The sequence below is a fragment of the Paenibacillus mobilis genome (genome assembly GCF_058267595.1).
Window position 1 is genome coordinate 319,281 of sequence record NZ_JBZCMS010000002.1, and the last position, 25,153, is coordinate 344,433.

The window sequence follows — 25,153 nt, forward strand, 5'->3', positions numbered from 1 at the left end:
TGCTCACTCCCTTTCCCCGGCGTTCACTTTCGCCAAATAATCCGCATATTGTATCCGGTAAACGTCCTGGTAGGCGCCCGGCACCTGAATCAGTTCATGATGTTTGCCGCGCTGAACGACGCGCCCTTGATCCAGCACCATGATTTCGTCCGCATGGCGGAGCGATGAAATCCGGTGGGCGATAATGAAGGTGGTGCGTCCTTTCATAACTTCCTGGAAACCGGCCTGGATTTCATGTTCGGTTTCCATGTCCACGGCGCTTGTAGCATCGTCAAGCACAAGGATGCGAGGATTTTTAAGGAGCGCTCTGGCAATCGCGATTCTTTGCTTCTGACCACCCGACAGCCCCATGCCCCGTTCGCCGACAACCGTGTCGTACCCGTCCGGCATTTCCATGATAAAATCATGGGCTTTGGCCAGTTTGGCCACCCGGATGACATCCTCCATCGAAACATTGTTAATTCCGTAAGCGATGTTGTTGCGGATCGACGACGAAAAAAGGAACGTTTCCTGGAATACGGTGGCGATTTGCGACCGCAGACTGCGGACGCCGTAATCGCGAATGTCGATCCCATCAAGCTTGATCGTACCGCTGTTCACGTCATAAGCCCGCATCATCAGCTGGATAATGGTCGATTTGCCTGAACCAGTTCCGCCCAGGAAACCAATCACCGATCCCGGTTTCGCGTCGAAGTTGATATCGACGACAGCCGGCATTTTATTTCCGTAAGCAAACGTGACATGATCGAAAGTCACATGGCCTTGCACTTTGTAGCTGTCAAGCTCAATCGCGTCCTCCTTATCGACGACATCGATCGGCTGGTTAAGCACTTCCAGCACCCGCTCTCCGGAAGCCTTGGACTGGGTGTAGTTGTTGATATGGAAACCCAATCCCCACATCGGCCCGATAATGTACCAGATCAAGCTGAAAAAGGCTACCAGCTCGCCGATGCTCATTTTACCGTGAATAACCAGGGAACCGCCAAAGCCAAGCAGGATAGCTACACTGACCGAGGCGAGAAGCTCCATCACCGGGAAAAACTTGCTCCAAAGCTCAGAAGCCGAAATTTGGTTCACTTTGTAGCGTTCGTTCCGGTTCGAAAACTTGTCAACTTCATAATCTTCTCTGGCAAAAGATTTAACTGTTCTTACACCTGTAATGTTTTCTTGCACCGCAGTTGTCAGGGAACTTAACGCAAGTCTCATTTCCTGGAACGCCGGGTGAATCCTTGATTCGAACCGCAAAGCAACCGCTGCCAGAAACGGCATCGAAATCAGCGTAACCAGCGTCAGCTGCCAGTTGATTGAGAACATCACGATGCAGCCGAACAAGACCATAAAAAATACGTTCAGCAGCTGTGCAAATCCAAAACCGATAAAGTTACGGATGGCTTCCAGATCCCCGGTGAGGCGGGACATCAAATCGCCGGTTTTGGCTTTGTCATAATAACGGAAAGATAAAAATTGCAGCTTCTCATAACAGGCATTGCGCAGCCGGTAAGCCAAATAGTTCCCGAGCCGCCCTCCAAAAAATCCGTGCGAAAACTGAAGTAAACCTTTAATAATGACTACAATAAGTACGGTGATGGCCAGCATGGGCACTTTTTGGTAATCCCCCGGCACAATCGCGTCATCAATCAAAATCCGTAACAGGTTTGGGGTGATCAACCCCACTGCAGTAGCGGCGGCCAAACAAAGAATCGAAAGGACAAGATAGCTCATCCTCTCCCGGTAATATCGCCGCAATTGCCTGAGAACTTCCATGTCTCTCCTCCTAAAAGTTTTGTAAAGCGAAGGCTTTGCCAAAGCAAACAAAACTTGCTTCGGAAGCATCTGCTTAGTTTTGTTACGCGAAGGCTTTGCCGAAGCGGGCAAAACTTGCTCCGAAAGCATTCGCTTAAGTTTTAATGCGCAGGGCTTAGGGCCCAGAGACCAATATCAACTTGACCCAAAACATGCGCATGGTTTTTCTGATCCGAGTCGTGTGAAGCAGAGTCCCCCTTTTGAAATTTGGCTTTGCTTTACTTAGCTTTTAGCAGTTTATCACTCTCATTTTAATGCGGCAAAGGGGAGAAATTCGCGTATTCCCCTTTATTTTGGAATAATGAGCCATCTGCCTTATATAAAACGTGTTATCACTTATAAAATGCTTCCATTTCCTCGCAATATCGGCCTAATTGAACAACTGCATTTTTCCATGCCTTCAAGTCATCCTCTGAAGCCCCGGAATTTTGGATGCTGCCTTCCCATTCCGCCCATAATTGCAGGAAATATCGGGCTAATTCTTCCTGTTTGTCCGCAAACGCGTTTAAGTAATGGAATTTAAAAAGCTCCTCTCCTTTGCTCACCGCTTCTTTCAAATTTTGAATCAGCGGTTTCTCGAGTACTTCGCGAAGGACAGATCTTCCTTCTCCCTCAAAGAAATATTTCGGATTTTTGAAGTGGGACCAATAATCGGCGGGAACGATATTGTCCGATCTGAGCAGTCCCTCCGGAATGTCCGCCGTTTCCCAGGCTTCAAGCTTAGCGGGAGGCGTAAGCGGCATTTCAAAGGCCGTACCGTAATTTCGGCACCATCCGTTTGCTTCTCTAAGAAGCAGGGCTTCACCTTTCCGCTCCAGCCGCAGAGAGGTGGCCAGCAGTTCGCGTTCCAGCTCGGAGGAGGTTTGGTCCAGCCAGCCCCGCAGGGCGATCGCAAAATTGCGCTTCATCGGCCCTTGTCCCTCCTGCAGCAGGGAAGGATGGAAAAATTCCGCAAAAATATCCAGCGCCTGCAGGCGCAATCTTTGCACGACATGATACAGCAGCTCCTCGCATTCCTGCGACCACTCCTGACGAATGTCCGCATTTTTCAGTTCGGCAACCGCTGCTTCAAAAGAGGAACGTTCCCGGCGAAGCCGCTCCACCTGCTGCTCTTTGTTCTGGAGCAGCTGTTCAGCCGACACGATCCATTTCTTCAGCCGCTCGGTCAATTGAATGAGCTCGGCAGAGGCAGCTGCAGCGGCAAGGCGGCTGAGGTCCTCTTCAAGGAAGGTGGAGAAATGCCTGCCGAAACGTCGGAATCCATATTCAGTCTGCGAAAGCTCCTCGGAATGCCCCATTCCTTCTGAGTGCGGCACCACCGCCGCCGCATCTGGCCGCTGTCCCAGCTTAACCGAGCCGTCCATCCGCTCCCCTGTTTCGTCTGATAAACGATTCGGAAGATCTTCTCCCGCAGCAAACAAAGCGGCTCCGCCTTGATTCAGCTTTAAGGCCTGATGGCTCGATAACGCATAAATCTGCGAATTTGAAATCCCAGCCCCTTTTAGGCCGTCCCTAACATGCTCCACCACTTGGTTAAGCTCTTCCTCGGAAGAAGCCAGATCGGCCGCATTCACGATAAAAAACATTTTATCCAGCGCAAAGCTGCCTTTAATCCGGCCCAACTGGGCCAAAAACTGTTTATCCGCCCTGGAGAAAGCATGATTATAGTAAGTAACGAACAAAATTGCGTCCGAATTTTTCATATATTGAAACGTAACGCCGGTATGTCTGGCATGGATGGAATCCGCCCCCGGCGTATCCACCAGCACGATCCCCTGATCGGTTAACGGGCAGCTGTAATACAAATCAATGGAAGATACGAAACAAGCTTTGGTCTCCTCGGCCGCATAACTTCTAAATTCATCGAGTCCCGCTAAATGAGCTTGTCCAAGGCGCGGAGCCATTTCCTCCCAGCCTGCGGCAGCGGCTTTCAGAAAACTGAAATGAGCCCTGCCCGCGGCAGGAATCTGATCGGCCTGCAGCTTTCTGACGGTAGACAGCCAGCCTTCGGATGTCCATTCTCCCAATTGGAGAGCGCTGAACGAATAAGAGAGATCCTCTTCCATCAACTGAGCCGATTTGAATTGGATATGGGCCGTTTCGTGGGCAAATCCGTCCTCCGGCGCCAGAATCCGGCCGATCGCCGCGGTGGTCGGATGCGGCGATACCGGCAGCACGGGGGCGCCGAGCAAAGCGTTGGCGAACGAGGATTTACCCGCGCTGAACGCACCGAACAGCGCGACCGTAAACCGGCCGCGGCGCAGCTCCGCAGCCCGCTTGCGCAGCTCCTCCACCCCGGTCCCGAAGGCGGGGTGGGGAGCCAGCAGCCCGGCCGCGGCTTCCAGCCGCGCGGCCGACTCCAGCGCGCGCCGCCGCAGCTTGCGCGGCGCGGAGGCGCCTCCCGCGTCAGCGGGGAGGCGGGGCCCGGTGCCGGCTGGCGCGGATTCCTCCGCGCGGCCGGCAGCCGGCGTCCGCCCCCGGGCAGGCTCCGCGCCCGGGGACGGACCAGCAGCGCCAGCGCCGGGCACAACGTCCGTGTGCCCGGCAGGCGCTGCCAGCGGCGTGCCCGAAGCCGGCACGCCGCCCTCTGCTGCGCCGTCCGTTTCCGGCGCAGCATCCCCCACCTCCGGCAGCAGCCCGGAGGTGAGCGTCACCGGCGCGCCCAGCAGCGCGCCGTAGCGCACTGCGCGCGCATCCGCGGCGGCGTCAAGCTCCGCCAGACGCCGCGCCGCTGGCAGGCGCGCCTCCAGCTCGGCGCGCCGCACGGCTGCCGCTGCCTGCCGGCGTTCGCGCAGCGGCGACGGCGCCGCCAGCAGCGCCTCGATCACCTCGGCGGCTGCCCGGCGGAATTTGGCGGTAACGCCTGCGGCGACCGCCGCAGCGTAGTGCAGCGTCGATTCGCCTGAAACAACGGCGCCGCCCGGCAGCGGATCCGTAATCCAGCTCTCCTCTGCCCGCGGCATCCGCTGCTCAAGATTGGACTCCCACTCTTCGTCCCACAACTCCAGCTCTTGCCCGACCTTTCTAAGCTCGCTGCGGACATGCCAGTCCACCTGGGCTTCCGTCTGCTCCGCAAGCGAACGCAGAAAATCCTCTTTCCTTTTCTCTTTTTCCGCCGCCGTTTTGCCGCCGCTAAACCAGCCTTTAGCCTTAAATCCCGCTGCCTGGCTTTCCAGATACAGTCCGGCCAGTTCTCTAAGCGCTGGCGTCATCAGCTGAGCGTTATCCAGCATCCGCCCGATCTGGCCGAGCCTCTCTATTCTAAAAGCTTCCCACGCTCCCGAAACTCCGCTGCCGAGAGACTCCAGTTCCTGCTTCATAGCGTCATAATCCGTCTCGCCGCCCGATTGCTCCAAGAGCTGCTCGCGGAGCTCGTTTTCTTCGCTTCGCTGACGCTGCAAATGATCCTTAACCGTCTGGGCTGCCGCTGTATAAGTGCTGTAGGCCAGCAAATTCCCGCCGTCTCCAAACCAGCCCGCCACTCCCGACCGGAGAACCCGAAATTGATTATAAGGATGTTGATCCACTTTTAAAGAAGTATAAAAAATACCGGCCGGCTTTACGTTCCATACCTCAAAGGCATGGCTGACAGTCCTTTTATAAGCTTCAAACGAAAGCTCTTCCTCGCGGTGTTTATCGATCTGATTGACGACCATATATAAAGGTTTCCCGTAATCCGTTAACGTTTTGGCAAAAGTCAAATTGCTTTCCGAACCAACGTGATTGTAGTCCATCACATACAAAACCACATCGGCCAAATGCAGCGCCGAATGCGTAGCCAAGGCATGTCCGGCATCATTGGAATCTACGCCGGGCGTATCCAGCAGAACCCCCCGCTCCCCCAGAAACGGCAGATCAGCCCACAGCTCCACACGCGTGTAGTCTTCTCCGTTGCGGCAGTAATCCGCGGCTTCCAGCAAAGGCACCTCTATTTTTCGCGTGCCGTCCGAAGAGGTCAGCAGAGCGCGTTCGGCTCCGTTGCGGATCATGACGATATTGGCGCTTGTAGGCAGCGGACTGGAAGGCAAAACCTGCTTTCCGCACAACCGATTGATCAAACTGGACTTCCCTGCCGAAAAATGCCCGCAAAAAGCTACAGCAAGCTCCTGGTCGAGCCATTTCTTTTTTAATTCCTGCAGGATATCTGCGGCCTGCTGATCCTGCTCCTTCAAAAGCAGCTCTGCCAGGCGTTCAAGCCGCTGCAAAAGCTCTTGTTCCTGATCTACTGTAATCGGTTTCATAAAAAGGTTTTCCCGCCTTCCCATTTGGCAATGATCTGTCTCTAAGAAACATCCTCATTTTAACATCGGTTTCTCCTTCCGGGAAACCCCGAAGCAAAATAAAAACGGCATGTCCGTCGCTGATATTGGTTTGCTTCAGAAAAAAAGCAGGACAAGGAAATGCGATCCTCGTCCTGCTTATATGGGCTGCAAAATGGATCTGCTGCCCCTTGTTTATTGAAGCTTATCTTTATCCAACAATTTCAGCTGTTTCTTCTGTCGGAAGCAAAATTTCAAATACTTTACCGTGCTGGAAAATCGTAATGCCTCTTGTTTTGTCTTTCATAACCACAACTTCGGGTTTGGCAGACATACGCTCAATGTAATGCTCGGGCACTTCACCGGAATCGCTGACTACAACGCCTTCCACTTCACGCTCATCGTTTTCACCCAGCTGAAGCGCCAGAACATCCTCAAACAAATCGGAAAACTGCTCAAAATTGTCCGTGTAAACAGAAATACATCTCATGGGGTCTCATCCTCTACTATCATATCATTTGGAATTGTTTTCTTTATCTTGTCTGATTTTTAAGGTTTTCATACGCTTTTTGCCTTCCCTGCACACATCCAGAAGCGGGCAGACCTGACACTTCGGGTTTTGGGCTTTGCAGTGGTACCTGCCAAAAAAGATCAGCCGATGGTGTGTAAGTGTCCATTCCTCCCTTGGCACCTGTTTCATCAGCTTTTTCTCTACTTCCAGCACGCTGTCCTTCCAGCCGGCCAGTGCCAGCCGTTTGCTTACCCGCTCCACGTGCGTATCGACGGCAATCGCGGGAACTCCAAAAGCATTGGAGACCACCACGTTTGCCGTTTTCCGGCCTACGCCGGGCAACTTGACAAGCTCATCATGTTCGCTCGGTATTTCGCCGCCATACTGTTCCATCAAAATCCGGCACAAATTTTGAATATGTTTGGCTTTGTTCCGATATAACCCGATTCTACGAATGTCCTGCTCTAATTCCTCAAGCGGCACTCCAACATAATCCGCCGGTGTTTTGTATTTCTTGAACAAATCGGCGGTTACCTTATTCACCGTCGCATCCGTACACTGGGCTGAGAGCAGGACAGCAATCGTCAATTCAAAAGCATTGGAATGGACCAGCTCGCAAGCCGCATCCGGAAACATCGTTCCGATTGTATCCAATATATGTCTGACACCTGCTGCATTCATAAGTTCTTTCCTCCCGGCACAAAAAAAATCTTGATACGGGCAGATCCCGTATCAAGACGGTGAATCTTAGAAAATGTTATTGTTTTGCGATCTCGACCAGCTTGTCCCCGGCGAAATACAATACAATATTATCATTTTCTTGGAGAGTTTGCACGGTTAAAGTGTTGTCTCCTTGATGAATATATACATCCGAGCCTAAAGTAAAGCGGATATTCGTATCGGAAAGGCTGTCTCTCTTCATGTAAACCTCATTGGCGCCCGAATCATACCGCCAGTAAGTACGGGTCAGAGGCGTTAAGACGGTTACCAGCGTTGAGCCGTCGGCAGCCTTTCTAACCATCACATGGTCCGCAGTAGTCAAGGTGGCCAGCGAAGTGCTGGTTGCCGAATTCCGAACAACTTTAACTGTTCCGACCGCAGGGATCGTCGTCGTTGCGCCGCCGAAGGTTTTGAGGGTCACCGAATTGGCATCCGCGCTTGTTACCTGGCCATAAGTCAGCTTCACAAGCTGCAGACTGGAAGCCGTTGTTCCGTTGAAAGCTACATTAATATAATCTCCTGCTTTCAGATCGGTAACCTTGATTGCCGCGCCGCTGTCGTTCATCAAAGTAGCCTGATTCACGTAAAAGCTTTGCGAAACGTTGTCGGAAACGGCTGTAATACGGCTGTTAGTCGTATCTACGGACGAAATGACAAACTGTTTCGTCGTTTTAACCGCTACGGACTGGACTACGTCCTGATTGCTGCTAAGCACGGCCGTAATCGAATCGCCTGCTTTTAAGCTGGACAAGGTTGCTGCAGCCTGACCGTAAATGTACACCGGCAAAGAAGCATTGGTATAAGACAATTCGCGGGTTTTGCCCGAAATATCCGTCAGCTTGATCTTTTTGTTAGCCGTATCTATGCCAGCAAAGCTGCCCTCATATTGGGAAATCACGCTGATGGAAAGCACACGTTTGCCGATATGCGTCAAAGTCACCTTCCGATCGGCATTCAGCAGAGACTCCAAACCGGACAAGGTTGGAGCTGTACTGTTGTATTCAACAGCCGTCTTATCGTCCAGTTCCAGCACGTAAGGATTATCCTCGCTGTCTACAACCGTAAGCAGCTTGCGGGTTTTATCGTAAGAAACGACGCTAACCTCGGACAACTGCTCCGATTGGCGTCCCAGTACAGCAATTTGGGTTACGGTGCCTTCGCTGTCAAGCGTAAGCTCAACCTTGTCGCCGCCGTTCACATCCGCAATCAGGTCGGAAACCGTAGGCGCAGCAATGCCGTCGATCGAAACCTGAACATCATCAGCCATTTGCAGGGTGGCATAAGTACCGTCCGATTTTTTATAGGTCAGCAGTTTCCCGCTTCCCAGGCTGATCAGAGTTCCGCTCACTGTGCGTTCAACGCTCGACGTCACTTCTACGCTGATGACGGCATTGTCCTTAATCGTATAACTGATAACCGAACCCGCCTTCAAATCGGCAAGCTCCATGACTTGACCTTGATACAAGATTTTTACGGTGCCATCCAACACGAGTTTATCTTCGTTGCCGGATGCCTCTTTCACCGTAATAGTTTTGCTTGCCGTATCTACTGCCGTTACCGTTCCGCTAGAGGACTTATTGACGACGCCGGATTTCACCTGCACGATGACCGGCTTCTTGTCTGCCGTAAAGGTTTCGCGTTTCAGCTCGATCGTGCTGTCTTTGGAGAGGCTTTCCGGTTTAATGACGTTTCCATTCTGGTCATAGAAAATCGTAGAGCTGTCGTAAGTATAAGTTTCCGGCTCACCGCCCACCAGAAGCAGCAATCTGTTACCGCTCAGCGAGCTGAGCAAAGTTCCGTCCACCGTCTCGAGCTGAGGCGTCGGATCCGTGATTTCCACGTAAGCCGCCGTCCCCACCTTGTCGATAACCATTGCTTTGGAATACAGAACCACGTCGCTTTGCGCCGCTTTGGTTTCGGATGCGCTCGTAAAATAAGCGGTCCGGCTGTCCAACGTAAAGCTGCGGCTTTGGCCATCCGTATAAAGCGTCATTTTACCATTCCCGAAGGAGGTCACAACACCGTCATAGACGTTCGCGTAACCAGGATTCACATAGGCTTGGCCTCTGCTGTAGAAAGTGGCGATTTGCGCGCGGGTCACCGTGCCAAGCGGATCAAACCGGTTCCCGTCCACGCCTTTGGTCAATTCCAGGCTTACCGCTACGTTGACGTAACCGCGTGCATCTGCGGAAATGGTGGCGTTATCGGCAAAGGTAGTTCCTTTTCCGGCAGCGGATTGGGCTTCATCTTCGCGTCCGAGTGCACGGACAAGGATTTTGGCAATCCATTCCCGGGTTGCTTTCTTGGTTCCCCAGTTTTCTCCCGATTTAAGATCAGCCGCTTCTTCATCTGCATTGATCAGCTTTTCCTTAACGGCCAGTGCCACATAAGGCTCGAAATAAGCGGATACCTGAAGTTTATCCGGCCCTTTTGCGCCATCCGTCAGCTGATCCGTTACGTTCATAAACCGGAGGGCAAGCGTGATAGCCTCCTGTTGGGTCACGGAATCGTTGGGACGGAATTTTCCGTTATCCCCAAGGATAATCCCCTCAGATGCAAGCTTGTAAATATGCTTCTCGGCCCAATACCCGCTCGCTACGTCACTAAACAGCGGCGTAGTCGCCGAGTCGCTGACCGCTGATGCCCCGGCAGCAGCTCCCGCCGCAGAATCGGCAGGGTCGGCGGCAAATGCGGCCAGCCCGCTTGTCATAAAAGTCAAGGTCAGCAGCAGAGTAGCTGCTGTACGCTTTAAATTCCGGCTTGTTTTTTTCTCTTCAGTCATCCTAGTCTCCCTTTCTGGCTTTTGGTCACTTTAAAGAGATTCGGCAAAACGGGCCCGAATTCCTGTTATTCACGGGTCATCGGGTGCAGCAGATCGGCATGTCCCATCAAGGTATCAAGCTGTTTGCCGTCTACAAGCAATTCGATGCTTTTGACTTCGTCAAACTGGAACATCGTTTTTTGCAGGGAATCCAGCGCCATCAGCTCGCCGTCCGAACCCAAACGGGCTTCGTCCGGCATATGAATGTCCAGCGTGACTTCACCGTCTGCGAATTTCACGCTGAGCAGCTGCATTTTCTCCCACAAAGATACGAGTCCGCTGTCCCCGCTGTCTTGAAGTCCTTCAAAAGCGGCTTTATATTTATCCGCGTTATCTCCGGAAGCCTTATAACTGATGTCCCGGGTCGTTTCCTTCAGCTCCATAAAATCCTGATCGGCATAATAAAGCTTGATGGATGCTGTCGTTTCCGCGTCTGCCGAGGAAGACGGATCTGCCGAAGCAGGAGCTTCGGAAGCCGGCGGGGCTGAATTGCCGGACTGCGAATTGCCCGCCCCCTGCTGGTCATCGGCGCTCACCACGGGAGCGCTGCTGCTTCCGGCGGCATTTGTATTGCCGCTCTCAGCAGGAGAGGCCGCGGGTTTTTGCCCGCAGCCTGCAAGTACAGCCAATAATAGAACACTACATACAATCGTCAAACGTTTTTTATTCACGTGTACACCTGCCTTCATTCAAATTCCTTATTTCACTCCAAGAAACTCTTTAATTCCGGCAACGATACCTTCCGCAACTTTCTGTTGGAAATCCGCGCTGTACATTTTCGCTTCATCCCCTTTGTTGCTCAGGAAACCACATTCCAGCAAAACAGCCGGCATCGTCGTTTCCCTTGTTACATGCAGGCTTTCCTGACGGACCTTGCGGTCCGGAAGGCCTGTTGCCTTCACCAGATACTTGTGCATGATATTCGCGAAGGTAGCGCTGCTGCCGCTCCGTGTGTAATACGTTTCAACGCCCGAAGCCGACGCAGGTCCGCTGTTGCCATGTACCGATACAAAAGCGTCCGCTTTCAGCTTGTTTGCAAGATTCGTGCGGTCAGACAACGTCGGATAAGTATCTCCGCTGCGAGTCAGCACATAATCGATGTTCGGCTCGTTTTTGAGCAGCTTCTCAACCTTAAGCACTACGGCCAGAGTGAAGTCTTTTTCTTTTCTTCCGTTCAAGCTGATCGCACCCGGGTCAGATCCGCCATGGCCGGCATCGATGACCACCAGCTTTTTGCCTCCGCTGCCGGGGGTTGCCGGCGTAGGATTGGAAGGGGCCGCCTCTTTGTTCAGATCGATGATGATCAAGCCGTCATTTGCATTCGTCATCTCGAAACCTTTGGCATAGTTCAGGTCGAGAACCACCCGGATGGTGGAAGGCTGACTGTTGAACAAGGAATACCGGATCTGGGATACGTCCGGATAACCCGTCACAGGTATGGAGCCTGTCTGATTAACGTCCAAAGGAAACCCTGACGAGAAATCAGACGCAAATTTGACGTTCGGCAGATCAACGACAAGCCGGTCGGGACCGGTCAAGGTAAACGTATTCGGCGTAACCTTGCCATCCACGGCCAAAATGAGCCGGTTGTCGCTGTAGCTGAGTCCCGTCAAGGAAACCAGATTAGCGTTTGGATCGGGAACCGATCCGTTTGTTCCTGATCCGCTGCCGCCGGAATTTCCGCCAGGCAGGGATCCGCTTCCGCTGCCGGAAGTCTGCGTGGTCAGATTGACGGTTTTGGTGGTGTTGTTCCAATCTACCGCTATTCCCATCTGTTCGCTGACGAACCGGATCGGAACAAAGGTAGTCCCATTTTTAACAAAAGCAGGAGTGGTAAGCGTAACGGCTTTGCCGTTTACGGTTGCTGCAGTGCTGTTCGTAAGCAATTTGATGACGCTGTCCGAATGCTGTATGGTTACCGTGCCCGTCTTGCTGTCCCAGTCCACATTAAATCCAAGTTCCTCTACGACGACACGAATCGGAATCATTACGCTGTTGTTGACAATCTGGACCTGCCTGTCCTGACTTAAATCAATCTCCTTGCCATCCAGGAGAATGTGAGTGGCCGTGGAGGCAGCATGTCCCGTCAATGGAAAAGCCAACACGCATAAAAACAAAACGATTAAAAAGCTAAATTTCTTCATTCTTCACCCTTCCATTCATAATTTTGTGGTTCCTGATGATTGCTGCCGCAGCACTGTCGGAACATCAACAGACTCACTCATTAGACGCCATAATCTATCAAAAGTTGCGTAAATTATGGCAATTTTAATGGTACAAAATAGAAAGGAAGGATGAAAGAAAACCGAATTCCCTTTTATTTCATAGGATTTGAGGATGGCTCCAAACTATTTGATGCCCAAAAATTCCTTCAGTCCGGAGGCGATGCCTTGGGCAAGCTTCTGCTGAAACTCGTCCGAATACATAGCCGCCTCGTCTTTGGGATTGCTCAAAAATCCGCACTCCAGAAGAACCGCCGGCATTTTAGTATTTTTCGTCACGTACAGGTTGCCTGTTTTAAGTCCCCTGTCGGTCATGCCGCTGGATTGCACGATATATTTCTGCATAATCTTGGCCAGTGCCTCGCTGTTTTTGTTCGTGTAATGCGTTTCTATCCCGTTTGGCCCCGGCCCCCCATCCGGACTTTTATTGCCGTGAATCGAGACAAAAACGTCAGCTTTCAGGCTGTTGGCCAGGTTCACCCGGTCCTCAAGCGTCGGGTAAGTATCGCTGTCCCGGGTCAGCACCACTTCGATATTGCTGTCCTGGTCCAAAATTTGCTGAAGCTTCAGAACCGTCGAAAGCGTAAAATCTTTTTCGTTCCGGTTGTGAAGGCTGGAGGCGCCGGGATCGCTTCCGCCGTGTCCGGCATCGATGACGATCACCTTTTTGCCGGTGGTTTGGGGCTGTGAAGGCTGCGACGGGGTCGCTTGGCCGCTTCCTGCCGGGTCTCCGCTGCCGGACGATGCGTTCAGGTCGACGATGACAAAACCGTCGTTGTTGTCGGTCACCTGGTAAGCGGACGGGCTGTTCATGTCAAGGACAACCCGGACGGTTGAGGGACTGCTGCTGAACAGCGCGTAGCGCACATCCGCTGCGCTGGAGGTTTCCTCCACGTTGATCTGCCCGTTCAGCGTCGCGCTTAAAGGCGAACGTTCGCCAAAATCCGGGGCGAATCGGGTGTCCGGCAGGTCGATTACGATCCGGTCCGGAGCATTCATGGTGAAGACAGACGGGGTTACATCTCCGTTCACGGCCAACACCAGCTTTCCTTCACCAAAACTGATCCCGGAAAGTTCGGCCGTGTTTCCGGAGAGAGGCTGCGTTTCGTCAGAGGCCGTATCGCCAGCGTTTTGGGAAGGATCGGGGACGGAGACCGGACTGTCTGAACCGCCTGTGCTGCCCGTTTCAGGCAGAACAGTCTCCTGGCTGCCCGAGATGCTTGAAGTTATGTATACGGTTTTGGTGATATTGTCCCAGCTGACCTCGGAGCCCGTTTGCTCTCCCATGAAACGAAGCGGAACCAGCGTGGTCTGATTTGCTCCGCTGCCTCCGAATACGGCGGGACCCGCCATTCTGACTTCCTTGCCGTTCACTTGAGCGGTGGGCTGCCCCACAATCAGCTTAAGCACCGTTTTGCTCTTTTGGATGGTGACGGTGCGCGACTTGTTGTCATAATCCACCTTGTAGCCCATGTTTTCCGTCACCAGCCGTAGCGGGACCATAATCTTGCCGTCAATCGTTTCGATCCCGGCATCGTCTCCGATTTCCAGGTCTTTACCGTCCAGGTTGATATGAGCAGCGTTGGCCGCCGCATGTCCAAGCCCGGGAATCATCAGCAAAAATAGCAGCAAAAACGCGATAAATCCGTACTTTTTCATCCGTTACTCATCCCCTACCGTTTCTATGAAAATGACTGAATTACTTCTAGCGGAACGACACAATCTATGAAAAGCTGCACTTATCTAACATTTTATCAGGAAAAAATTGCCGTTGATAGACAATTTCCAATTTTGTCCGCAAAAAAAAATCCGCCGGACGGCGGATTTCGCAAATGTTTCAGAAAAAAAAGACATATTCTTCTAATCCAATGGCGGAACGGCCCAATCAATAGGCTTAAGCCCTTGTTCCGTTAAAAAGCGGTTGGCCGACGAAAAAGGTTTGCTACCCAAAAATCCGCGATGGGCGGAAAAGGGGCTCGGATGCGGCGAACGGATCACCTTATGCCGTCCGGCATCCACGAATGCGCCTTTTTGCTGGGCATGGCTGCCCCATAAGATGAACACCAGCGGCGTTTCACGCTCGTTCAGCTTTTCGACGACCGCATCGGTAAAAGCTTCCCAGCCAAGCCCTTTATGCGAATTGGGCTGTCCCTGCCGGACCGTCAGCACGGCATTGAGCAGCAGCACGCCCTGATGGGCCCAATGCAAAAGGGAACCGTGGTTCGGAATAGCTGCGCCAACGTCATCCGCCAGCTCCTTGTAAATGTTCTGCAGGGACGGCGGAATCCGAACGCCCGGCTGAACGGAAAAGCTGAGGCCGTGCGCCTGGCCGGGTCCGTGATAGGGATCCTGTCCCAGGATCACTACCCTAGTATCCCGATACGGCGTTAATTTAAGCGCGGAAAACAGCAGCTCCTTGGGCGGATATACGGTATGTAGCTTGTACTCTCTGGCCAAGGCATAGCGGAGGTCCTGAAAATAGGGCTTTTTGATCTCCTCCGCCAGCACCTCGTCCCAATCATTATCAAACATGTCGTTCCTCCTTACTTTCGGGCAGTGTCGTAAGCGTTGTGTCAAACAAGTCACTGTCGATTATGAGGAACGACGTTCGGAATTGTCAATGAATCCTTTGCACCTTGACCCTCATCAGGCAAACAGACGGTCTTTATGTTTAGCCTCGTAAGCGGAGATCAGATCCTCATGCTGGAGCGTCAGGCCGATGTCATCCAGCCCCTGTAGCAAAAACTGGCGGCGGTGCTCGTCGAGATCAAAGCTGTAATCCAGCCCGAATTCATCGGTGATTTTCTTGTTCTCCAGGTCTACGTTCAGCTTGTAGCCTTCGTGCTTCGCCGTTCTCTGGAACAGCTCCTCCACCTGCTCTTCGGAGAGCTTGATCGGCAGGATGCCGTTTTTAAAGCAGTTGTTGTAGAAAATATCCGCAAAAGACGGGGCGATCACGCAGCGGAAGCCGTAATCCTGAATCGCCCAAGGCGCATGCTCCCTGGAAGAGCCGCAGCCGAAGTTAACGCGGGAAATCAGAACGGAAGCCCCTTTATAGCGGGGTTTGTTCAGTTCGAAATCCGGATTCTCATTGCCTTCTTCGTCAAAACGCCATTCGAAAAACAGGAACTGGCCGAAGCCGCTCCGTTCGATTCTTTTTAAGAATTGCTTAGGAATAATAGCATCTGTATCGACATTGACGCGGTCCACCGGACCCACGATTCCGTTTAAGGTTTTAAAAGCTTCCATCTCTCAATCTCTCCCTTGGTTTATTCTGTCTTGAAGTCCGGCAGCGCTCAGCTGACCACTTCCGTTTTAAACGTCCAGTCGCGGACATCGACAAAATGTCCACGGATCGCCGCTGCCGCTGCCATGGCCGGAGATACGAGATGGGTGCGTCCTCCGCGGCCTTGACGGCCTTCGAAGTTGCGGTTGGAGGTAGACGCGCAGCGTTGACCCGGCTTCAGCACGTCAGGGTTCATCGCCAGGCACATGCTGCAGCCCGCATCGCGCCATTCAAAACCAGCTTCCGTAAAGATTTTGTCCAGGCCTTCTTCCTCAGCCTGCAATTTGACGCGTCCGGAACCCGGCACGACGATAGCCGTCACCTTGCCTGAAACCTTGTAGCCTTTGGCAATGGAAGCCGCCGCGCGAAGGTCCTCGATCCGTCCATTGGTGCAGGAGCCGATAAACACGTAATCCACAGGGATTTCCGACATCGGCGTTCCCGGAACCAGCCCCATGTATTCAAGGGCCTGTTTGGCCGCTTTTCTTTCGTTTTCGCTGTCAAAAGCAGCAGGATCAGGGACAGCCGAGGTAATGTTGGTGCCCATGCCCGGGCTTGTGCCCCAGGTCACCTGCGGAATCAGGGAATCGACGTCAAATTCGACCACGACGTCATATTCGGCGCCTTCGTCCGTCGCCAGCTGCTTCCACGCTTCAACCGCTTCGTCATAGGCGCTGCCCTGCGGCGCGTACTGACGTCCGCGCAAATAATTGAAAGTCGTTTCGTCCGGCGCGATCAGACCGGCGCGGGCCCCCGCTTCGATCGACATGTTGCAGACCGTCATCCGTTCTTCCATCGTCAGGCTGCGGATCGCTTCACCCGTATATTCAATGACATAACCGGTTGCAAAATCAGTGCCGTATTGAGCAATGACGCCCAGGATAAGGTCTTTCGCCGTAACGCCTGGGTTGCGTTTGCCGACAAAACGGACTTCCATCGTTTTGGATTTGACCTGCTGCAGGCATTGCGTTGCCAGCACGTGCTCCACTTCGCTTGTTCCGATCCCGAACGCTAATGCGCCAAACGCGCCATGCGTCGATGTGTGGCTGTCGCCGCAGACGATCGTTTTGCCCGGAGCCGTCAGACCGAGTTCAGGCCCCATAACGTGCACGACACCTTGATCAAGCGTATCCAGATCATAAAGCGTAACGCCGAAATCCCGGCAGTTTTGGGTCAACGTATCGATCTGCTGTTTGGAGATCGGGTCCGTAATGTTAAACCGGTCTTTGGTCGGCACATTGTGGTCCATCGTGGCAAAGGTCAATTCCGGTCTGCGGACCTTGCGTCCTGACATCCGCAATCCTTCGAACGCCTGCGGGGAAGTAACCTCATGAACCAAATGAAGGTCAATGTACAATACGCTCGGTTTGCCTTCTTCCTGATAAATCACGTGGTTATCCCAAATCTTCTCATACATCGTTTTCTTCTGACTCATTTGTATCACTCCCGATTAAAAATTCGTCCTTGGTTCAGGCAGCTGATTCACCGGTCTGAGGATCCGATAAATTTTTTTTGCCTGACTGATTGCATTTACTATAACAAGCCGCAGTGTTATTTGAGAAATACATAAATACAATTACCTTCATAGGTTTAAACTATAAGTTGACCAAAGCCCTAAAAAAGCGCAGCAAAAAAGAGCTTCCCCGGCAGCGGACTGCCGGAAAAACTCTTATTTGTCCTTCAACTTCCAAACTTCCAATCTTTATTTCAGTCCTTTGATCCCCATTACATGATCAATAGGAACAAAGCCGATCATGCGGCTGTCCTTGCTGTTGTTGCGGTTATCCCCCATGACAAAAACGCTGCCTGCAGGAACATCGTATTCCTGATCGGGCTCGATCCGCATAGGCTCCTTGATGTAAGGCTCATCGAGCAGCTGGCCGTTGCGGTAAACCTTGCCCTGCTTGATTTCGATTTTATCACCGGGTTTGCCGATCAAGCGTTTTACGAAAAAGATTTCCTGTTTATTTTCTCCCGTCAGGAGCGCAATCAAAGGGTGTTCCTTCAGATCGTCCCAGAAAGAGCGGGAGCGGTCAACGCGGCTGTCGATAATGACGATATCCCCGTAGTCGGGAACCTTGCCGAGCGCATGCGACCATTTTTCGGCATAAATGCGTTCCTTGTCATGCAAAGTAGGATCCATGGAATGCCCGTCTACCTTGTAAGGCTGAATCACAAAGATGCCAATGATTAAACTAAGTACAAATGCGATCCCGATGGAAAAAAGCCATCCGCGGATTTCCTTCCACACCTTCATTCATACAACCTCCACATCTATCATGGGGCCATTATAGCACACTCTCACAAGACATGGGAAATCATGCGGTTTAAGCCAGGAAACACGCCGTGTGACTCTCTCGGCCTATCATCGGCCAAACCGCTTCATAAGGAAAAATTCCCGGTCTGCAGGAAACGCAGGGGCTCTCTATTGAATTTTTTGCTCTCCTCAGTGAGCGGCGCATGTCCTTTTTCTTCATCTGAGTTTAATCCCTGAAAGATGAACGGGCATACGAGCAATAACTATTTATCTCACCTCATTTATAGGTTAAAATTATAAGTAATTTAAAATCTCAGGAGGCCTTCATGGAATTCAGACAACTTCAATATACGCTGCAGATTGCGGAGGAACGGAATTTCTCAAGGGCGGCGGACAAGCTGCACATCGCGCAGCCTTCCCTCAGCCAGCAGCTGTCCAAGCTGGAAAAAGAACTCGGCGTGCTGCTGTTTCAGCGCAACACAAGTTCCGTCGAGCTGACGCACGCCGGCGAAAGTTTTGTAGTCCATGCGCGCCGGATCATGGACGCGGTGGAGGAGCTGCGCCAGGAGATGGACGACATCTCGCAGATGCGCAGCGGCCGGGTGGTCGTCGGAAGCATGCCAATTACGGGTTCGCACCTGCTCCCTTACGTGCTCCCCGAATTTAAGGAAGCATTTCCGGGCATTCAAATTTCACTGCTGGAGGATACGTCCCTGAATCTGGAAAAGCTCACCGCCAGCGGCGGGACTGACCTGAGCCTGCTTTCGCTGCCGCTTCAGGAGACTTCCCTCGCGTATGAGGAAATAGGCGAAGAGCGTATTCTGCTAGCCGTTCCCCCCGGACACAGGCTGGCCGGACGGAGCGAAGACGACGGCGTCCGAATTGAGGAGCTGCGCGAGGAGCCTTTTGTCGTTCTGAAAAAGGGCCAAGGCTTCCGCAAGCTGACTGTGGGACTTTGTCAGGAAGCCGGTTTTGAGCCAAACGTTGTCTTTGAAAGCAACAACATTGAAACCGTTCAGTCCCTGGTCGCCGCCGGCATGGGCATTACGCTGGTGCCCCGTTTTATCGCCAGGGCCAAGCGGAGCGAGCTGATCCCGGTTTATGTCCCGCTGGCCGAGCCCGCCCCCAGCCGGACGCTGGTAATCGCTTACCGGAAAGGACGGTATTTGTCCAAAGCCGCCGAAGCTTTTATTCAAACCTTCAAGCAAACCTTCAACAACCGCTGGAAGGAAGAAGAATAGCTCAGGATTCGAAGCGCTCAGCGGCATTTAAAACCGGTATAAATCCGGACGGCGGTCCTCAAAGACCGGAATCCGCCCGCGCACCTCGTCAACCAGCGCCAAACGGATCCGCCCCGTCACAATGTCTTCCCGTTCTCCGCCTTCGGCCACGATTTCGCCCCAAGGATCAATAATCAGCGAATGGCCGAAGAAGCGGTTATCGGGATCTTCTCCCACCCGGTTGCAGGCGACTACATACATCTGGTTTTCAATTGCCCGGGCCTGAAGCAGCGTCCGCCAATGGTGAAGCCGGGGATGCGGCCATTCCGCCGGCACAAACCATATTTTTGCCCCGGCCAAAGCCAGCTTCCGGCACAGCTCGGGGAAACGGAGATCGTAGCAGATCGAAGCGCCCGACAGTATCCCTTCCAGATGAAAAGTAACGGTGTCCAGACCTTCCGCCAGATGTTTTTCTTCCTGCATCAAACGGAATAAATGGATTTTTGAATACCGGCCAGCTTCCCGGCCGTTTCTGTCGAAGACCAGCATCGTATTGCGGATCAGGCCGTCATCGCCTTTTTCGGCCACCGAACCGCCGACAACGTGAACCCCATGCTCGGCCGCAAATCGGCTCAACCAGGCGCTTGCAGTCCTTGCCCCCGGATCGGCCAGGTCCTGAATGCGGTCAAGGGCATACCCGGTGTTCCACATCTCCGGCAGCATAATAACATCGGGTTTGGGCACTGCTTGAACCGCTTGCTTCATCAGGGCTTCCAAGTGTTTCCGGTTTCGTTCAGGCTGGCCCAGCCTGATGTCCGCCTGAATGAGGGCCAGATTCCAATAATCGGGATGTTGTCCCATAGGCACCTATCCTTTCCGTTTCGTTCGTCCTTCTTCCTCTATTTTATTTGCCTTCTCAGAAAAGGTCGAATTCATTTTTTAATATGAAGCTGTCCGAAAGAATTGGCATAATTACGGGGTTTCAAGGCTTATTCACCTTTGCAAAGTCAGAAAGCTCATGTTATCCTAGCAATAAATAAATTTAGGAAACGTGATGACGGGACCAGTACGCGGACAATACTCCGTTCTCAGAGAGCAAATTCCTTGGGCTGCAAGAATTTGCCGGAGCTGCTGCGGAAACCTACCCCCGAACGGCCGGCTCATGCCGGACAGCCGCCAGCTGTTAACAGGCCCTGAGTCGGATGAACGGAGCTGTTCATCAATAAAGGTGGTACCGCGGAAGCCAAGCTTTCGTCCTTTGCATTTGCATGCGGAGGACGGAGGCTTTTTTTGTTGTTTGCCTCCCCATCGCCCCGCATGCCGGATTAATCATTTTCCAGAAAAATCAGGAGGTTACGCTTATGCTGCACAGAATTGTTGTCAAAATCGGCAGCAGCTCCCTTACTTCTGAGGAAGGCGGGCTGAACGAACACGCCACCCGTTTTTTCGCGGCCGAGCTGGCTTCGCTCGCAGCTGCGGGCTATCAGCCTGTGCTCGTCACGTCCGGGGCCGTAGCCGCCGGGTTCCGGGAAATCGGCTACGCGCAGCGGCCGAAGCTGCTGCACGAGAAACAGGCCGCAGCCGCAGTCGGCCAAGCGCTGCTGATGCAGGCCTACCGCGAAGCGTTTGCCCTGCATGAGGTGCGGTCGGCCCAGGTGCTGCTCACCCGGGCGGATTTCAACAGCCGCAAGCGCATGGGCAATGCCAGCATGGCGCTGGAAGAGCTGCTGAAGCAAAACGTCATACCGATCATCAACGAAAATGACACGGTTTCCGTCGACGAGCTGAAATTCGGCGATAACGACACGCTCTCCGCGCTTGTGGCCAATTTGCTGAAGGCCGATCATCTCCTCATCCTGACGGATATGGATGGATTATACACCCAGGATCCCCGGATCGATCCGGCAGCGGTGCGAATCAGCCGGGTCGAAGAAATCACCGACGAGATGTACCATGCGGCTGGCGGGGCCGGCAGCAGCATCGGCACGGGCGGCATGCGCTCCAAGCTGGATGCGGCGCGCATCGCCACCCGCGGCGGGATTCCCGTTTTTGTGGGCCGCATGAAGAGCCCGGGCGAAATGCTTGCCGCCGTCCGCGGCGACGGCCACGGCACCTACTTCAGCACTTCCCTGTCCAACCTGCCCCGGAAAAAGCAGTGGCTCGGCTTTCTGTCCACCCCGCTGGGCCGGCTTTACGTGGACGAAGGAGCCGCCGAAGCGCTGATCCACGGCGGGCGGAGCCTGCTGCCGGTAGGCGTGAAGCGGGTTCAAGGCTCTTTTCACGCCGGAGATGTCGTAGAGGTTTACGGGCTTGATGAGTCCATGCTCGGCCGGGGCATCATCAACTACGACGCGGAGGAACTCGATACGATCAAGGGGCTCAGCAGCGCCGACGTCGTCAAGCAGATCGACCTTGTCCACCGGCTTGAGGTCATTCACCGCGATGAATGGATCTCTTTGAAATAGACAGAGCTTAGAAGAAATAAAGATGGATCCAAATCCTTTTTATAAACAAAGGCGAAATACGCCGAATGGAGGTTGCCGTGATGAGTGAAGTAAAAGAAAAAGCGGCGCTTGCGGCCGCAAGCGCTCCCCAGCTGGCCTGGCTGACCACCGAGCATAAAAACCGCGCCCTGCTGGCGGTCGCAGACGCCTTAGTTACAGGAACGGAGGACATCCTCGCCGCAAACAGGGAGGATTTGGAACGCGGCAGACAAAACGGCACTTCCGTTTCCCTGCTCGACCGGCTGGCCTTAAATCCGGAGCGGATCGCGGCCATGGCTGAAGGCCTCCGTCAAATCGCGGAGCTGCCCGACCCCGTCGGCGAGGTGCTGGAAACCATGGATCGGCCTAACGGTCTGCACATTGTCAAAAAACGCGTGCCGATCGGCGTGATCGGCATCATCTACGAAGCGCGGCCCAACGTTACCGTCGACGCCGCCGGTCTTTGCCTTAAGACGGGCAATGCCGTCCTGCTGCGCGGCGGATCCGCTGCCCTTTCTTCCAACGTCAAAATCGCCGAGTTGTTTCAACAGGCGCTTGAAAAAAACCGGCTCCCGAAAGAGGCGCTGCAGCTGGTCCATGACTCGGAGCGGTCCTCCGTCGATGAAATGCTGAAGCTGAACGGCCTGCTGGACGTCATCATTCCGCGGGGCGGCAGTTCGCTGATTCAGCATGTAGTTAAAAATGCAACCGTTCCCGTTATCGAAACGGGCGCAGGGATCTGCCATACCTATGTGGACGCTTCCGCCGATCCGGAAATGGCCGTCCGCATTGCCGTTAACGCCAAAGCCCAGCGCCCATCCGTCTGCAATTCGATGGAAACGCTGCTGGTGCACCGGGATTTTGCGGCAGGGCATATGACTGAGCTGGGCGAAGCTTTTCAAGCCGCCGGCGTGGAGCTAAGAGGCTGCGAGCGAACCCGCCGGCTGCTTCCGGAAGCCAAGCCGGTTGCGGAGCAGGATTTTGCCACGGAATACAACGATTACATTTTAAATGTTAAAATAGTGGATGAACTGCAGGATGCTTTGGATCACATTGCCAAATTTAGCACCAAACATTCGGAGTGCATCGTAACCGAAAACGAAGAGCTTGCCGCCCGTTTCCTCAACGAGGTTGACGCAGCCGCCGTTTATCACAATGCTTCGACCCGCTTTACCGACGGATTCGAATTCGGCTTCGGTGCCGAGATCGGGATCAGCACGCAAAAGCTTCATGCCAGAGGACCGATGGGCCTCCCTGCGCTGACGTCAACCAAATACACGATTAAGGGATCAGGGCAAATCCGCGGATAACCCGCCGCGGCCCTCTTCCCCTCACCGGACAAGCTCCAGAACACCCAAACTTTCGTTTGCCGGGGCGCGTCCGGCCATTTTTTTCTCCAAATCCATATCAGAGACTTGAGCAGGAGGTTTTTTTAACATGTCAAATTCAAACGTTTCCTCTACTCCAACGATCGTCTTTTACGGCGCGGGTTCCATGGCTGAAGCCATTGTCCGCGGACTTATCTCCACTTCTGCGGCCCAGCCGGGCGAAATCGCCATGTTTAACCGTAGCAATGCCGAACGCCTGGAACGCCTGTCGTCCCAATACGGGGTACAAACCGCTTCGGAAACGGAAGCCCAAAATGAACTGCTCGCCAAAGCCGACATTATAGTTCTCGCCATGAAACCCAAAGATGCAGGCGCCGCAATCAAACGCCTGACCCCGCTCGTTAACGAAAGCCAGCTTATCGTATCCGTCATTGCCGGCTTGTCCATCCCTACCCTTCAAGCCCTGCTGGGGCATAAACTTCCCGTTGCCCGCACAATGCCGAATACGTCCAGCACGATCGGACTTGGCGCAACGGGAATTTCCTTCTCCGGGGAAGTGACGCTGGAACTGCGCGAACGGACGTTGGCTATTTTTGAAGCCGTCGGTATCGTCAGCATCATTCCCGAAGCGCAAATGGAAACTTTGACAGGCGTTTCCGGCAGCGGTCCCGCTTATGTTTATTACATGATGGAAGCAATGATTGCAGCCGGCATTGAAGGAGGCCTTTCTCCGGAGCAGTCCCGCGAATTAACCGTGCAAACGGTGCTTGGAGCCGCAACCATGATGAAGGAAACCGGGGAAAAGCCGGCCGATCTGCGGAAGGCGATTACCTCTCCGAACGGTTCTACCCAAGCCGCGCTGGAAGTGCTGGCGCAATATCAGTTCACCGAAGCGGTCAAGGCCGCCGTCAACCGCGCCGCATCACGGTCTCGCGAAATGGGGGCGGCAATCGAGGAGGATCTGAAATGAGCTACTGCACGGCAACCTATCGCATTCATGACGACCAAGCCGATTTCCACAGCAAAGCCGAATCGATAGCCGCCGGGCTGACTGCTCGAAGCTGGGCCGGGCTTGCGGAGCTCAAGCGGGAAACTTCGCTTGATCGCGAGGGCCGGGTTGAAAACATTTCTATTTTTGAGCCTGAAGGAGCGGCTCCCGGTGAACGTTATGCCGACATGCTCATCGCTTTTCCGGATAATTGGTTCACCAAAGACCTTACCGCCCTGCTGCTGGCCGCTTTCGGCAATCTTTCGATGGATGGCCGCATCCGTCTGCTGAATTTGGGTTTGTCCGAATCTTTCCTGTCCGCCTTTGCAGGGCCCAAATTCGGCATTTCGGGCATCCGGGAGATGCTCGGCCGTCCGTCCCTTCCTCTGCTGATGAGCCGGGTAAAGCCGGACGCCGCATTTGATTTGAACAGCATGAAAACCCAGTTTATGGTGCAGGCGCTCGGCGGAGCGGATCTGATCCTGGATGAGGAAACCCGGTTTGAGCATGCGGATTCATTAGAGCGGAGAGCGGAGGTATCCAAGCTGGCGGCGGAGGAAGCCGAGAAATTTACCGGCAAAAAACTGCTGTACGCCGTGAACCTCACCGGCAAACCTTCGGAGCTGAGGGGCAGGGCCAAACGGGCCGTCGATGCAGGAGCCGCCGCTTTGCTCTTCAGCCCCCTCGCCTACGGCATCGATGTGCTTCAGGAGTTGGCCGCCGATCCGGATATTCACGTGCCCATCATGGCTTATCCTTCTTTGGCCGGAGCGCTTTATCCGTCCAGGCATTTCGGCATTGCTCCGGCCCTGCTGCTAGGAAAGCTGATGCGCGTAGCGGGAGCGGATCTTGTTTTGTTCCCTTCTCCGTACAGGGGTTCATCCAACCTGACGCGTGAGGACAGCTTCGAGGTCAAAGAGGAGCTGACCCGCACCAGCCTGCCGCTTCCCGCCAGCTTTCCGGCGCCTTGCTGATCGGTCCATCCAGGTCTCGTCCCGCAGATTCTGCAGGATTATGGCCTGATGTGATCCTGGACGGCAGCAGCGGCATACAGGCTCATCCCGGCGGCATCCAAGCCGGAGGACAAGCTTTCCTACAGGCGATTGACGCCGCTGTGAACGGCGTTCCGCTCGAAGAAGCTGCGCAAAAGCTGCCGGAACTGAAACAGGCGCTTGAGCTTTGGGGAAACCGGGCGTAACAAGCTTACAGGCTTAGCAAAATTAGTAGACTTAACAGGCTTAACAAACCCAGTTCT

At 53.6% G+C, this 25,153-nt stretch carries 17 protein-coding genes and 1 pseudogene; 5 read left to right on the forward strand and 13 right to left on the reverse strand.

Annotated elements, in window-relative coordinates; translation table 11 throughout:
- Positions 1-3: 3 nt before the first annotated feature.
- The 12 genes from AC3ZPD_RS04670 to lepB all read right to left on the reverse strand — a co-directional run bounded on the left by AC3ZPD_RS04670 (position 4) and on the right by lepB (position 17,879).
- Entirely contained in the window at positions 4-1,764 is a 1,761-nt protein-coding gene (locus AC3ZPD_RS04670) for an ABC transporter ATP-binding protein (protein WP_490983104.1), read from the reverse strand.
- 371 nt (positions 1,765-2,135) lie between these two features.
- Positions 2,136-6,044 (reverse strand): dynamin family protein, encoded by a 3,909-nt coding sequence (locus AC3ZPD_RS04675; RefSeq protein WP_490983105.1) that lies wholly within the window; start codon positions 6,042-6,044, stop codon positions 2,136-2,138.
- Between the two features lie 229 nt (positions 6,045-6,273).
- A complete protein-coding gene (locus AC3ZPD_RS04680; protein ID WP_490983106.1) occupies positions 6,274-6,552 on the reverse strand; it encodes an NAD/NADP transhydrogenase alpha subunit in 279 nt (92 codons plus the stop codon).
- A 24-nt stretch (positions 6,553-6,576) separates the two neighbouring features.
- A complete protein-coding gene (gene nth, locus AC3ZPD_RS04685) occupies positions 6,577-7,254 on the reverse strand; it encodes an endonuclease III (RefSeq protein WP_490983107.1) in 678 nt (225 codons plus the stop codon).
- Positions 7,255-7,330: 76 nt separating this feature from the next.
- On the reverse strand, positions 7,331-10,075 hold the full coding sequence (locus tag AC3ZPD_RS04690; protein ID WP_490983108.1) for an S-layer homology domain-containing protein: 2,745 nt from the start codon (positions 10,073-10,075) through the stop codon (positions 7,331-7,333).
- A gap of 65 nt (positions 10,076-10,140) precedes the next feature.
- Complete coding sequence (locus tag AC3ZPD_RS04695) at positions 10,141-10,785, reverse strand: GerMN domain-containing protein (RefSeq protein WP_490983109.1); 645 nt, start codon at positions 10,783-10,785, stop codon at positions 10,141-10,143.
- Between the two features lie 27 nt (positions 10,786-10,812).
- Positions 10,813-12,258 (reverse strand): N-acetylmuramoyl-L-alanine amidase family protein, encoded by a 1,446-nt coding sequence (locus AC3ZPD_RS04700; protein WP_490983110.1) that lies wholly within the window; start codon positions 12,256-12,258, stop codon positions 10,813-10,815.
- Positions 12,259-12,462: 204 nt separating this feature from the next.
- Complete coding sequence (locus AC3ZPD_RS04705) at positions 12,463-13,995, reverse strand: N-acetylmuramoyl-L-alanine amidase family protein (RefSeq protein WP_490983111.1); 1,533 nt, start codon at positions 13,993-13,995, stop codon at positions 12,463-12,465.
- Between the two features lie 201 nt (positions 13,996-14,196).
- Complete coding sequence (gene ung / locus AC3ZPD_RS04710) at positions 14,197-14,868, reverse strand: uracil-DNA glycosylase (protein WP_490983112.1); 672 nt, start codon at positions 14,866-14,868, stop codon at positions 14,197-14,199.
- Positions 14,869-14,982: 114 nt separating this feature from the next.
- Positions 14,983-15,585 (reverse strand): 3-isopropylmalate dehydratase small subunit, encoded by a 603-nt coding sequence (gene leuD / locus AC3ZPD_RS04715; RefSeq protein WP_490983113.1) that lies wholly within the window; start codon positions 15,583-15,585, stop codon positions 14,983-14,985.
- Between the two features lie 47 nt (positions 15,586-15,632).
- Complete coding sequence (gene leuC, locus AC3ZPD_RS04720) at positions 15,633-17,057, reverse strand: 3-isopropylmalate dehydratase large subunit (RefSeq protein ID WP_490983114.1); 1,425 nt, start codon at positions 17,055-17,057, stop codon at positions 15,633-15,635.
- A gap of 267 nt (positions 17,058-17,324) precedes the next feature.
- On the reverse strand, positions 17,325-17,879 hold the full coding sequence (gene lepB, locus AC3ZPD_RS04725; protein ID WP_490983115.1) for a signal peptidase I: 555 nt from the start codon (positions 17,877-17,879) through the stop codon (positions 17,325-17,327).
- A gap of 326 nt (positions 17,880-18,205) precedes the next feature.
- Between lepB and AC3ZPD_RS04730 the strand changes: the two genes are divergently transcribed.
- Complete coding sequence (locus AC3ZPD_RS04730; protein WP_490983116.1) at positions 18,206-19,120, forward strand: LysR family transcriptional regulator; 915 nt, start codon at positions 18,206-18,208, stop codon at positions 19,118-19,120.
- A 27-nt stretch (positions 19,121-19,147) separates the two neighbouring features.
- On the opposite strand, the gene AC3ZPD_RS04735 is transcribed toward AC3ZPD_RS04730, so the two are convergent.
- On the reverse strand, positions 19,148-19,960 hold the full coding sequence (locus AC3ZPD_RS04735; protein ID WP_490983117.1) for a carbon-nitrogen family hydrolase: 813 nt from the start codon (positions 19,958-19,960) through the stop codon (positions 19,148-19,150).
- Between the two features lie 500 nt (positions 19,961-20,460).
- On the opposite strand from AC3ZPD_RS04735, the gene proB reads away from it, so the two are divergent.
- From proB to AC3ZPD_RS04755, 4 genes and pseudogenes are all read left to right on the forward strand, one after another.
- Positions 20,461-21,564: a glutamate 5-kinase gene (gene proB / locus AC3ZPD_RS04740; protein WP_490983118.1), complete on the forward strand. Its 1,104-nt coding sequence runs from the start codon at positions 20,461-20,463 to the stop codon at positions 21,562-21,564.
- 80 nt (positions 21,565-21,644) lie between these two features.
- Positions 21,645-22,892: a glutamate-5-semialdehyde dehydrogenase gene (locus AC3ZPD_RS04745; protein ID WP_490983119.1), complete on the forward strand. Its 1,248-nt coding sequence runs from the start codon at positions 21,645-21,647 to the stop codon at positions 22,890-22,892.
- A 127-nt stretch (positions 22,893-23,019) separates the two neighbouring features.
- Positions 23,020-23,880 carry a pyrroline-5-carboxylate reductase gene (gene proC, locus AC3ZPD_RS04750; protein ID WP_490983120.1) on the forward strand — a complete coding sequence of 287 codons (861 nt, stop codon included), beginning with the start codon at positions 23,020-23,022 and terminating at the stop codon, positions 23,878-23,880.
- Positions 23,877-25,096: pseudogene (locus AC3ZPD_RS04755) on the forward strand (2,3-diketo-5-methylthiopentyl-1-phosphate enolase). The gene proC and the pseudogene AC3ZPD_RS04755 overlap by 4 nt, the downstream one beginning before the upstream one ends.
- Positions 25,097-25,153: the final 57 nt, after the last annotated feature.

Coding starts and splice junctions, on each gene's coding strand:
- AC3ZPD_RS04670 (WP_490983104.1), bottom strand. CDS start 1,764: ATGGAAGTTCTCAGGCAATTGCGGCGATATTACCGGGAGAGGATGAGC.
- AC3ZPD_RS04675 (WP_490983105.1), bottom strand. CDS start 6,044: ATGAAACCGATTACAGTAGATCAGGAACAAGAGCTTTTGCAGCGGCTT.
- AC3ZPD_RS04680 (WP_490983106.1), bottom strand. CDS start 6,552: ATGAGATGTATTTCTGTTTACACGGACAATTTTGAGCAGTTTTCCGAT.
- nth (WP_490983107.1), bottom strand. CDS start 7,254: ATGAATGCAGCAGGTGTCAGACATATATTGGATACAATCGGAACGATG.
- AC3ZPD_RS04690 (WP_490983108.1), bottom strand. CDS start 10,075: ATGACTGAAGAGAAAAAAACAAGCCGGAATTTAAAGCGTACAGCAGCT.
- AC3ZPD_RS04700 (WP_490983110.1), bottom strand. CDS start 12,258: ATGAAGAAATTTAGCTTTTTAATCGTTTTGTTTTTATGCGTGTTGGCT.
- AC3ZPD_RS04705 (WP_490983111.1), bottom strand. CDS start 13,995: ATGAAAAAGTACGGATTTATCGCGTTTTTGCTGCTATTTTTGCTGATG.
- ung (WP_490983112.1), bottom strand. CDS start 14,868: ATGTTTGATAATGATTGGGACGAGGTGCTGGCGGAGGAGATCAAAAAG.
- leuD (WP_490983113.1), bottom strand. CDS start 15,585: ATGGAAGCTTTTAAAACCTTAAACGGAATCGTGGGTCCGGTGGACCGC.
- leuC (WP_490983114.1), bottom strand. CDS start 17,057: ATGAGTCAGAAGAAAACGATGTATGAGAAGATTTGGGATAACCACGTG.
- lepB (WP_490983115.1), bottom strand. CDS start 17,879: ATGAAGGTGTGGAAGGAAATCCGCGGATGGCTTTTTTCCATCGGGATC.
- AC3ZPD_RS04730 (WP_490983116.1), top strand. CDS start 18,206: ATGGAATTCAGACAACTTCAATATACGCTGCAGATTGCGGAGGAACGG.
- AC3ZPD_RS04735 (WP_490983117.1), bottom strand. CDS start 19,960: ATGGGACAACATCCCGATTATTGGAATCTGGCCCTCATTCAGGCGGAC.
- proB (WP_490983118.1), top strand. CDS start 20,461: ATGCTGCACAGAATTGTTGTCAAAATCGGCAGCAGCTCCCTTACTTCT.
- AC3ZPD_RS04745 (WP_490983119.1), top strand. CDS start 21,645: ATGAGTGAAGTAAAAGAAAAAGCGGCGCTTGCGGCCGCAAGCGCTCCC.
- proC (WP_490983120.1), top strand. CDS start 23,020: ATGTCAAATTCAAACGTTTCCTCTACTCCAACGATCGTCTTTTACGGC.